Raw genomic sequence first — 10,000 nt, 5'->3', positions numbered from 1 at the left:
CGGCAAATTTTGGTGCTGCATCAGGCAATAGCAAACAAATTACTGGCTGAGCCTGCTTTGCTCGAACAGGTCAAAGCCAAACTGGAAGAGCGGCGCGACAACGGCCAGCTGGGGTATGGTGCTTATATGCATTGGGTGTCTGTGTTAGAGCTTTATGCTGAACCAGAACAGTTTTGTGCAGGCATCACAGAAGACAGCCCTTATTTACGCAAGCTACGCCGCCGCACGCCTTTTGTTGGCATATTAACGGAGCAGGAACGGCAACAAGCCTTGCTACAGAATGCCATTGCAGAACTGGACGAGATCCCGGGTGATTTTTAGCGGCAAGATCTGAAGAACACCTTGCCAAATCAGTTGCTTGCTCAGACAATCAGGCATAACTTCAACTTTTGGTGTGTTATGCACGATCAAAGTTTTCTTCATCAATTACGCTCCCGCTTAGCCCATCAGCTCGACCCTGTGCTGTATTCAGGCAATGGCATGTCGCCACTGAATATAGCAATAGCTCTGGTGATACTGGTTGGTATTTTACTGGCGATTATTCAAACCGAACCCAACATACGCCAGGGTCATGAACACTGGTTTCGTTACACAGAGCTGGCGTTGGGTTCTTTGTTTTTGCTTGAGTATCTGGCCAGACTCTGGACCTGCATTGAAAACGATGCAGTTACCAGTCGCTGGAAACATGTGTTTTCTTTTTTTGCCCTGGCGGATTTATTGGCCATTCTGGTGGCCTTTTCACTGTATCTGGGCAATGGTGGCGTGATTTTACGCCTGGTGTTATTAATACGAGTGGTGCGCTTAGCACGACTGGGGCGTTTCTCTACAGCGCTGGAATGTATAGCTGAAGCTGTGCGCAGTCGTACTTATGAACTGCTGGTCAGTGGTATTTTTGGTGTGATTATTTTGCTGTTTGCTGCGACTTGTCTGTATTTAGTCGAAGGAGATATCCAACCTGAAGCTTTTGGCTCTATCCCCCGCGCCAGTTGGTGGGCAGTCGCTACCTTAACCACAGTGGGCTATGGCGATGTCTACCCTGTTACTGTACTTGGCCGCATTCTGGCGGGGATCACTGCAGTCACTGGTATTTGTATGATTGCAGTGCCCACAGGCATTCTGGCTTCTGCCTTTAGCGATGCCATTAAAGAAGCCAAAGAAAAACACCGCCGTTTGCCAAAGGTGCTGGAAAAAGATCTTTAACCAGAGGTCACATCTTATTTTTGCAAATGCACTAACAAATCCAATAAATCATCCACTACCAGGTCGGCCTGCTCTGCGTAAATATGGTTATCACCATAACGGTATAAGCAGCAATAGGAACCCGCGTTACGGGCGGTCTGGATATCAAACAGGTAGTCACCGACATACAACATTTCATTAGGCTGCACACCTAAACGTTCGGCTATCAGCCACAAGCCTTCAGGCTGAGGTTTAGCCGGAGCATCGTCTCGGGTCAGTACTAACTCAATAGGGATACGAAGCGCCTGCATACAAAGTTCTGTGGCCTGACGCATATTGCGGGTCAAGATCGCCATAGGCACAGCACGCTGATTCAATTGCTGTAACAACAGATCAGCATTAGGCATCCAGCTGGCTTTGCGGGCGCCTTCAAGCTCGAAGTCGACTATAATCTGCGCTGCTTGTTGTTTTTCGATAGCACAGCTTAAGCTGGCTAAATGCTCCAGGATCAAAGTCTGCTCAGGCCAGCCCAAACGACGACGCAGCTCGGTAAAATCAAGCTGCGAATCCACTAAAGTGCCGTCTAAATCAAAGACAACAGCTTTAATCCTTTGCAGAAAATCAGCCATGTTCTGGGCCTTTATGGGCCATTTCACCACTGTGTAGCTTGTCGTGAACCGAATGATCGTGTTCGAAGTACTGCGGCATCAAAGAACCAATCAGCATACCGGCAATACTGGCCAGTAAGCCGGCAAACTGGGCTGGCACATAAGGGTCTTCAGGGCCAAGGAAAATAATACCCAGCCAGGTACTGACACCAAAAGTGATCGCCATTAAAGCGCCCTGATTGGTGGCTCTGCGCCAATAGACACCAAAAGCCAGTGGCACAAAAGCGGCGACTAAAGTCACCTGGTAGGCATCTTCCACCATGCCAAAGATAGTGGATTCGCTGTTCAGTGCATAGGTCAAAGTGCAGCCAGCAAAGACTAAGGTTACAGCCTGCATCAGCCGTAACAGCTGTTTATCCTGCAGCGGAGGCAACAGAGGTTTCAGTATGTTTTCAGCAAAAGAAACTGAAGGTGCAAGCAAAGTAGCGGATGCGCAGCCTTTAATGGCCGATAACAAAGCTCCAAAGAAAATTACCTGCGCAATCAGCGGCATATGCTGTAATACCAACTGAGGTAAAATCAGCTGAGAGTCAGACTGCATCAGGTTCTTCACCATATCAGGGGCAACTAAAGTGGCGGCGTAACCGATAAAAAGCGGAATAAATGCAAACAGGAAATACAAAGAACCGCCAAGGATAGAACCCCAGACGGCAATTTTTTCCGACTTCGCTGATTGCACCCGTTGGAACACATCCTGCTGTGGCATAGAACCCAACATCATGGTGCAGGCTGCCGCTATAAAAGCGATGATGGCCTTTAAATCAGCCTCGGGCCAAAATTCCAGTTTGCCGGCTGCCGCGGCATGCTCCACCACAATGGACACACCACCAACCATCTCTGACACTTCGCCGCCTATATACAACAGCCCAAGTACTATCACGATCATCTGCACCAGGTCGGTAATAGCCACTGCCCACATACCGCCAAACAGGGTGTAAATCAGAATACTGCCAGCGCCAATCCACATCCCGGCTGTCATGCTGATAGCGCCGTCAGAGACCACATTAAATACCAGACCTAAAGCTGTTAACTGAGCCCCAACCCAACCTAAATAAGACAACACTATGGCTAAAGTGGTCAGCACTTCAACAGAACGACCATAACGTCTTTTGTAAAAATCGCCTATGGTCAGTAATTTCATCCGGTACAAAGGCGCAGCAAAAAATACCCCGACCAAAATTAAACAGAGTGCAGCACCAAAAGGATCAGCCACTATGTCACGTAAATTGCCGTCGATAAAAGTAGCGGGGATCCCCAGCACAGCTTCGCTACCAAACCAGGTGGCAAAGACGGTAGCCGTAACCATATAAAAAGGCAGGTGCCGGCCTGCGACCGCAAAATCGCGGGTGTTTTTGACCCGCAGTGCAGCCCATAATCCAAGGGCTACAGAAAACACCCAATAACAAATCACTAAGGTTAATAACATAAGCGCAAAACCTGTTTAGCCTGCTAAAAAAGCGGCACCAAAATTGGCGCTACTTTACCCAATCAATCTATTGAAATACAGCAAAAATCTGCGGTTTTGGCTGAAGTTTTTTCACCTTTTTTATGCAGGCTCTAGCACCAGACCTGGGCCCAGGGATATTGACTCAAAGCCTGACTAAACCATTGCAGCGCCTTTCCCTGACCTTGTTTTTGCCAGGCCAGATACAACATGGCTTTATCTCGTGGAATACTGGTTTTTTTCGCTATTAATAAGCCTCTGGCCAGTTCATCCTGGATCAAATGTTTAGGCAAAAACCCTACTCCAAGGCCCTGTACCTGCGCAGCAATTTTTGCCTGCATCGAACTCACCCGAAGCACCCGACGGGTGCTGAATAAGCCACTGCTACGTTTAGGTGCGTCCAATGCGGAGTCTGACACCACTATGGCGGTTTCCTGTTCTACGTCAGTTAAATCTATTTGTCTGTTGATATTGGCCAGTTCATGCAAAGGCGATAAGGCAAACACAAACTCCACTTCCCCTATAGGGACCAACTCGTACTTGCCTTTTGGCATATCGGCCGAAACCCCGACCGCAATTTGAGCACGACCTGTCTCCAGCGCCTCCCAGCCACCACCCAAAACTTCTTCACGCATACTGACCTCGGTCATTTTGCCAAGGCTCATAAACTCATTAATTAAACTCAGCACTGGCGGGTAAGGCACTATGCTGTCTTTGGCAATCACAAACTGAGTTTCCCAGCCAGTATCGACTTGTTTAATTGCATCCTGTAACCGGCTGGCCGCCTGCAATAATTCCCGGCCCTGCTGCAACAACAACTGACCCGCTGGGGTTAACTGTGCTTTTTGTTTAGAACGGTCGAACAACTGCACATCCAGATCGCTCTCCAGCTTAGCTATGGTGTAGCTCAAGGCTGAAGGTACCTTGTACAAATGTTCAGCCGCTGCAGCAAAACTGCCTTTGCGGTCAATAGCGTCCATAGCGCGCAAAGCGTCCAACGTCAAAATAGGGTGATTGGCCATAAAATCCTTCGTCTCAGTACGCAGAGCCACAATAATTCAAATATTTTGAACACAGAGCTCAGTTTATTCCGCTTTTTTAAAAATGCAAGTCGCACTAAAGTACACACATCGGAACTGACAAGCGGTTTAAGGCAGTCTGACAACTCCAATTAACGGTCAATTTATTTAAAGGTGAATGATATGAACAAAGCAACTTTACAACAAATTTTTAGTACAAACGCAGGTTTTGGCGCTTTAGCTTTACGAGTACCGGTAGGTATTATTTTTGCTGCACACGGTGCTCAAAAATTATTTGGCTGGTTTGGTGGCTACGGCTTAGAAGGCACTGGTGGCTGGATGGAAAGCATAGGCCTGGCTCCGGGTGTACTGATGGCGTTTTTAGCAGGTGCAGCTGAATTTTTTGGTGGTCTGGCGCTGGTGTTTGGTGTACTAACCCGCCCTGCTGCAGTGACTTTAATTATCGCCATGTTAGTGGCCATCTTTAAAGTGCACTTTGCTAACGGTCTGTTTATGAGCAATAACGGTTACGAATTCGGCCTGGCTCTGTTAGCTGCCAGTGTATCTCTGTTGTTCAGCGGTGCAGGAAAAGCTTCAATCGACGCCATTATCGCGAAGAAACTGAACTAAGCATCCACTCAAAGAGACTCTCTCTGCAAAAGAGAGAGTCTGCCAAAGCCGCGTCGATATCCAAAGTTATTGGAGTCACAGCGCGGCGACAAGTGAATGAGTCTCCATGAACATAGGCCACTATGTGATTGGGGCGAAACTCTTTTTAGAAAGCCAGGGCAGACAACAAAGCTGCGGCTTCAAGTACGAGGGATATCATGATTGAATTAAGACGCTCTGCCGATCGTGGCGTAGCCGCTTTCGGCTGGCTAAAAAGCAAGCACAGCTTCTCTTTTGGCCGCTACTACGACCCTGCCCATATGGGCTTCTCTGCACTGCGGGTGATCAACGATGACGAAGTAGATGCAGCGGCAGGCTTTGACACCCATGGCCATCAGGACATGGAAATCATCAGCTATGTGCTGGAAGGGCAAATAGCCCACAGAGATTCAGCCGGTAACGTGAAAACTCTGCCAGCGGGCGAATTTCAGTTGATGAGTGCAGGCAAAGGCATTTACCACAGCGAATTTAACGCCAGCGATAAGGACAAGCTAAAGTTCCTGCAGATCTGGATCCAGCCAAATCAATTTGGCGGCACTCCAGGTTATCAGCAAAAAGATTTTAAAGCTGAACCAGGTTTAACTTTAGTGATTTCACCTGACGGTCGGGACGGTAGCCTGCACATCAAACAGGATGCCTGTTTATCACAACTGTTGTTAAGTGAACATGATGTGATTCAGTTGCCTGTGACCACAAAACGCCATTACTACCTGCATCTGATTGAAGGGGAATTGGAGTTAAACGGCATCACAATGCAAGCAGGAGATGGCGCAAAGATCAGTAAACAAACTGAATTAGCAGCCTTAGCTACTTCGGGTCCGGTCAAAGCCTTGTGGTTTGATTTGCCTTAATATCAAAGGGAGCCGCCTTGCCGCTCCCTTCATATTTTGCTTCGCCAATTAAGCTCTTTTGTTTAGTTTGTTTAAGGTCTCAGACAAACTAGTCAATAATGCCTGATTACGTCCCACTACTGTGTTGATTTCACTGGCCGAAGCGCTGGCTTTGGAAGCCAGATTCCGCACTTCATCAGCGACGACGGAAAAACCACGACCTGCTTCCCCTGCCCGCGCAGCTTCAATGGCCGCATTGAGCGCCAGTAAGTTGGTTTGATCAGCGATAGAATTAATGGAAGACACCATGTTATTAATGCTTTGGCCAGAATTGACCAATTCAGACATCACCGAATCACTGGTTTGTACGACCTGTAAACGTTCAGATATATCAGCGCCAAACATAATAATTTTTTGCAATTCACCATAGGTGTCTCTGACTGCACAAAAAGTTGCAGCTATACCAAGTTTCCGTCCATTACACTGAATATGTATATCTACCGCTATACTTTGTCCGGCCAATACTTTAGCAACCTGTTCCTGAGTTAAAAAACTGCGCCAGTCCGCTACAACTTTACTGAATTGTTCACTATTCAATTTAAATTGGCGTTGTGGATAATCGTTAATATCCTTTAATCGCCCCTCTTTGTCCCATTCCAGCATTAAATTCGACTGACCTATGGCCTGAAAACGGGTTTGATACTCCAAAGCTGACGATTTGACTTTGCTAATATCCGCCAAAATAGCGATAAAATGACTGTGTTGACCTTTTTCGTCATAAACCGGATTGCTGGTCACAGAGATCCATAACGACGAGCCGTCTTTACGGTGGATCTCAATTTCATCATAAAAAGCACGGGGAACGCTCAGTTCCGCTTCTATACGTTCTTTAGTTACAAGATCAGTTTTAGGCCCAACCAAAAACTCCCTTGCTACATGACCTAAGACTTCATTGGCCGCATAACCTGTCATCTGACTAAAGCCTTTGTTCACGTACTGGATAATGCGGTCTGAATTAGAAATCATCACAGCGTTGTCCGTTTCATTGGCAACCATCGAAAGTAGGCGGAACTCTTTTTTCTGCGCAACTTCGTGGGTGATATCACTGGCAAACTTAACTATTTTCAGAACTTTACCATCGGGATCTTTGATCGGGTTGTATGTGGCATGGATCCATATTTCATGACCAGTTTTAGTCAGTCTTTTATACTCAGCGGTCTGATAATGCCCCTCTTTTAACCGACGCCAAAATTCAGCATAACTGCCTGAGTTCGCTTCTTTTGGATCTACAAAAATCCGGTGATGTTGGCCTGTGACTTCTTTTAGGCTATACCCCATTAAATTCAGGAAATTAGCATTGGCGAACAGTATTGTTCCATCGACATTAAACTCAATCACTGCCTGAGCTCTGTGAATAGCCTGCAGCTGAGATGCAAAATCTGCCTGCTTTAAAACCTGCTCAGTGATATCTGAAGCGAATTTGATCACTTTTGACACTTTGCCATTTTTCAAAATAGGAGTGTAAGAGGCCTGGATCCAGACCGCTTTACCACTTTTAGTAATACGTTTAAATTCCGCGGTATGAGGTTTTCCTGCACGCAAATCAGCCCAAAACTGTTGATAAGCTGCTGATGTGGCGGTACCCGATTCTAAAAAAATACTGTGATGCTTACCTTGTACTTCCTGTAACTGGTAGCCCATCAGTCGCAAAAAGTTTTCATTGGCATGCTCAATCTGTCCATCCAGCGAAAACTGGATCACTGCCTGAGTAGCATTAATGGCATTGACTATATTGTCGGAATTCGAACTTAGGCTAAACATAACCACACACTCCCTCGCTGCAAAAATACCAGGATAGGTACGTATTAACTATAGGCATGTAGTTGATTTAGTACAGAAAAAGACGATATTTTTTTAGATAAGGCACCTGGCCAATATAGCCTTTATTAAATGAGATCAGGTGAAGCTCCCATAACTACTTGTCGTTGAACAACCACAGTACTGCTGCCTTAAATTCAGCGCGCCATGCCGCTTCATTGTGGTCAGCATTGGCCTTCAAATGAAACTGAGTGTGCTTTGCCGGGTGGCCTTTGGCAAGCACCGACTGATACACTCTTTGCACATCTGGCACCATAGACTCGCCTTCCTCTTCTCCCATATAAAAATACAAAAGTGCATCAGTAGCAGCTCTCTGATTTTCAAACCAACTGACTTTAGCGCCACTGGCCCAATAAGAAGGTGAAAAGATACCCGCTTTGCCAAACACTTCGGGGAATTGTACTACAGCGTAATGACTGATTAATCCCCCCATTGAACTGCCCATAATGCCAGTGTGATTCACGTCTGCCAAAGTACGGAAATGTTGATCTATATAAGGCTTAACGCTGCCGACGATAAATTCAATATAAGCTTTACCCTCAGCCTGACCATACTGTGGATGATCGGCAGGATTCAATTCAGTCATGCGTTTTTCCCCTCCGTTATCAATGGCGACAACGATCAGCTCGAGCTGGTTTGCGGCGGCAAGTTCATTGAGGCTTTCATCTACCCCCCATTCACCGGCAAAAGAAGTGGCCTGATCAAACACATTTTGCCCGTCATGCATATAAAGCACAGGGTAGCGTTTTTCTGATGTCTGGTAGCCTGGCGGCAAATACAAACGCACCTGTCTGGTCCTGTTCAAACCTGGCATAGGAAAAACACTGTCCAATACAGTCACTTCTGTTGAAGCTGTGGAAACTTTGTATTGTTGTTCTGCTTCGCTACATGCCACTAACAGCAAGACTAAAAAACAGATCAAGCTAAATTGACGCATAACCGCAACTCCTTCATTACACACCTTATGACAAGAGCCGAGCCTAACCAGTGGCTAAGCAAACAACAACCAAAAAAGTGTTACAGAATAAGGCGTCATCTCTTTCGTTTTTTATCCGGTGTTCACGCAGACTTTAATGCGGTATCTGAGTCTGGAGCTATGTCCTGCTCCCCCAAGGCTAAGCCCATGATTAAAATTACAAAATTAATCAACTTTATCATTTTGTTGACTTTGTCTCTTTTGTCCTCTATATTTGCACTAAATAACAGCATAAAGTTGATGTTTGGCTTTTTGCTTTAAGGCAAAGCAGAGTTGTACCTCACAGCCGAGGTATTAACTGACAGCGAGGTATTGTTTATGTTGAGCGCTATTTTAAAATTCATAAAACAAGCACCCGAGCCGGTAAAAACTTCAACTGAAGCTTTGTTTTACGCAGCAGTGCAAAAACAAATTCCCTTAATCGTTTTTGATCCTCAGGGATTTATTCTCGAAGCCAATGATTTGTTTCTTGCTGTTGTAGGTTACAGCCCTGATGAAATAGCCGGGCAACATCATAAAATATTCTGTGATATGCATTATGCGCGCAGTACTGAGTACACAAAGTTCTGGCAGAGCCTTGCACAAGGCATTCCTCATTCAAAAACCTTTACCCGCTACAAAAAAGATGGCTCAGCTATAGCGCTGGAGGCAACTTACTTCCCTGTGATGGAAGAGGGCAAAGTTGTACGTATCGTTAAGTTTGCCAGCGACGCCACTGAAAAAACCGCTCAGCTGAAAGATCAGCACGCTATCATTCAGGCGTTGCATAAATCTCAGGCGGTGATCGAGTTTGAACCTGACGGTACCATTATTACCGCCAACGACAACTTTCTGCAGTCTGTGGGGTATAGCCTGCAACAAATCAAAGGCAAACATCACAAAATATTCTGCACTTCGGACTTTTATTCGCAACACCCACATTTCTGGGCTGAGTTGGCCAAAGGACAATTTAAATCTGGGCGGTTTCAGCGACTGAATGCGTCCAACCAGTCAATTTGGCTGGAGGCTACCTATAACCCTATTTATGGCGACAATGGCAAAGTAGTGAAGGTGATCAAATTTGCCTCTGATATTTCCGCCGACATAAAACAAGAACAAGCTGTAGAACATGCGGCGAATATGGCGATGCATGCCTCCTTAGAGACAGTGGAAGTTGTGGTTTCAAGCAAAACGCAAATGCAGGCCTTAAGAGACAATTCTGCTGTTATTTCAAAAGAAATGCAGGAGGCTACCCATCAGATCTCGAATCTGAATGAAGATTCCAGACAGATATCAGCCATAGTGACCACTATCCGATCTATTGCAGATCAAACGAATCTGCTGGCACTTAACGCTGC

General features: G+C 46.1%; 10 protein-coding genes. 5 read left to right on the top strand and 5 right to left on the bottom strand.

Annotated features, from left to right (window positions below):
- Positions 1 to 321, top strand: a 321-nt coding sequence (locus LDL40_RS00365) for a hypothetical protein (protein ID WP_300992532.1), incomplete at its 5' end; no start/stop codon positions are given.
- A gap of 78 nt (positions 322 to 399) precedes the next feature.
- Positions 400 to 1,200 carry an ion transporter gene (locus LDL40_RS00360; protein WP_300992530.1) on the top strand — a complete coding sequence of 267 codons (801 nt, stop codon included), beginning with the start codon at positions 400 to 402 and terminating at the stop codon, positions 1,198 to 1,200.
- Between the two features lie 14 nt (positions 1,201 to 1,214).
- Here LDL40_RS00360 and LDL40_RS00355 read toward each other — a convergent pair whose 3' ends face one another.
- From LDL40_RS00355 to LDL40_RS00345, 3 genes are all read right to left on the bottom strand, one after another.
- The gene (locus LDL40_RS00355; RefSeq protein ID WP_300992528.1) at positions 1,215 to 1,808 is read right to left on the bottom strand and encodes an HAD family hydrolase; all 594 of its coding nucleotides are present in this window, start codon (positions 1,806 to 1,808) and stop codon (positions 1,215 to 1,217) included.
- Positions 1,801 to 3,273: a sodium:solute symporter family protein gene (locus tag LDL40_RS00350; RefSeq protein ID WP_300992526.1), complete on the bottom strand. Its 1,473-nt coding sequence runs from the start codon at positions 3,271 to 3,273 to the stop codon at positions 1,801 to 1,803. Before LDL40_RS00350 ends, LDL40_RS00355 begins: the two co-directional genes overlap by 8 nt.
- 131 nt (positions 3,274 to 3,404) lie before the next feature.
- A complete protein-coding gene (locus tag LDL40_RS00345) occupies positions 3,405 to 4,313 on the bottom strand; it encodes a LysR family transcriptional regulator (RefSeq protein WP_300992524.1) in 909 nt (302 codons plus the stop codon).
- Between the two features lie 180 nt (positions 4,314 to 4,493).
- On the opposite strand from LDL40_RS00345, the gene LDL40_RS00340 reads away from it, so the two are divergent.
- Together LDL40_RS00340 and LDL40_RS00335 are read left to right on the top strand one after the other, a co-directional pair.
- Positions 4,494 to 4,940 carry a DoxX family protein gene (locus LDL40_RS00340; RefSeq protein WP_147905103.1) on the top strand — a complete coding sequence of 149 codons (447 nt, stop codon included), beginning with the start codon at positions 4,494 to 4,496 and terminating at the stop codon, positions 4,938 to 4,940.
- Between the two features lie 197 nt (positions 4,941 to 5,137).
- The gene (locus tag LDL40_RS00335) at positions 5,138 to 5,830 is read left to right on the top strand and encodes a pirin family protein (protein WP_300992519.1); all 693 of its coding nucleotides are present in this window, start codon (positions 5,138 to 5,140) and stop codon (positions 5,828 to 5,830) included.
- Positions 5,831 to 5,878: 48 nt separating this feature from the next.
- On the opposite strand, the gene LDL40_RS00330 is transcribed toward LDL40_RS00335, so the two are convergent.
- Together LDL40_RS00330 and LDL40_RS00325 are read right to left on the bottom strand one after the other, a co-directional pair.
- Positions 5,879 to 7,630: a PAS domain S-box protein gene (locus LDL40_RS00330; protein ID WP_300992517.1), complete on the bottom strand. Its 1,752-nt coding sequence runs from the start codon at positions 7,628 to 7,630 to the stop codon at positions 5,879 to 5,881.
- A 154-nt stretch (positions 7,631 to 7,784) separates the two neighbouring features.
- Positions 7,785 to 8,624 carry an alpha/beta hydrolase-fold protein gene (locus LDL40_RS00325; protein ID WP_300992515.1) on the bottom strand — a complete coding sequence of 280 codons (840 nt, stop codon included), beginning with the start codon at positions 8,622 to 8,624 and terminating at the stop codon, positions 7,785 to 7,787.
- A 357-nt stretch (positions 8,625 to 8,981) separates the two neighbouring features.
- On the opposite strand from LDL40_RS00325, the gene LDL40_RS00320 reads away from it, so the two are divergent.
- Positions 8,982 to 10,000: PAS domain-containing methyl-accepting chemotaxis protein (locus tag LDL40_RS00320; protein WP_300992513.1), on the top strand; the 1,019-nt coding region annotated here is incomplete at its 3' end.

It is taken from the genome of Rheinheimera sp. (genome assembly GCF_020217005.1).
GTDB lineage: Bacteria > Pseudomonadota > Gammaproteobacteria > Enterobacterales > Alteromonadaceae > Pararheinheimera.
Note: the sequence above shows the minus strand (reverse complement) of the source record. Positions and strands in the feature narration are given on the sequence as shown.

Excerpts from the sequence above, each read along its gene's own strand:
- LDL40_RS00360 (WP_300992530.1), top strand. The coding sequence starts at position 400 with ATGCACGATCAAAGTTTTCTTCATCAATTACGCTCCCGCTTAGCCCAT.
- LDL40_RS00355 (WP_300992528.1), bottom strand. The coding sequence starts at position 1,808 with ATGGCTGATTTTCTGCAAAGGATTAAAGCTGTTGTCTTTGATTTAGAC.
- LDL40_RS00350 (WP_300992526.1), bottom strand. The coding sequence starts at position 3,273 with ATGTTATTAACCTTAGTGATTTGTTATTGGGTGTTTTCTGTAGCCCTT.
- LDL40_RS00345 (WP_300992524.1), bottom strand. The coding sequence starts at position 4,313 with ATGGCCAATCACCCTATTTTGACGTTGGACGCTTTGCGCGCTATGGAC.
- LDL40_RS00340 (WP_147905103.1), top strand. The coding sequence starts at position 4,494 with ATGAACAAAGCAACTTTACAACAAATTTTTAGTACAAACGCAGGTTTT.
- LDL40_RS00335 (WP_300992519.1), top strand. The coding sequence starts at position 5,138 with ATGATTGAATTAAGACGCTCTGCCGATCGTGGCGTAGCCGCTTTCGGC.
- LDL40_RS00330 (WP_300992517.1), bottom strand. The coding sequence starts at position 7,630 with ATGTTTAGCCTAAGTTCGAATTCCGACAATATAGTCAATGCCATTAAT.
- LDL40_RS00325 (WP_300992515.1), bottom strand. The coding sequence starts at position 8,624 with ATGCGTCAATTTAGCTTGATCTGTTTTTTAGTCTTGCTGTTAGTGGCA.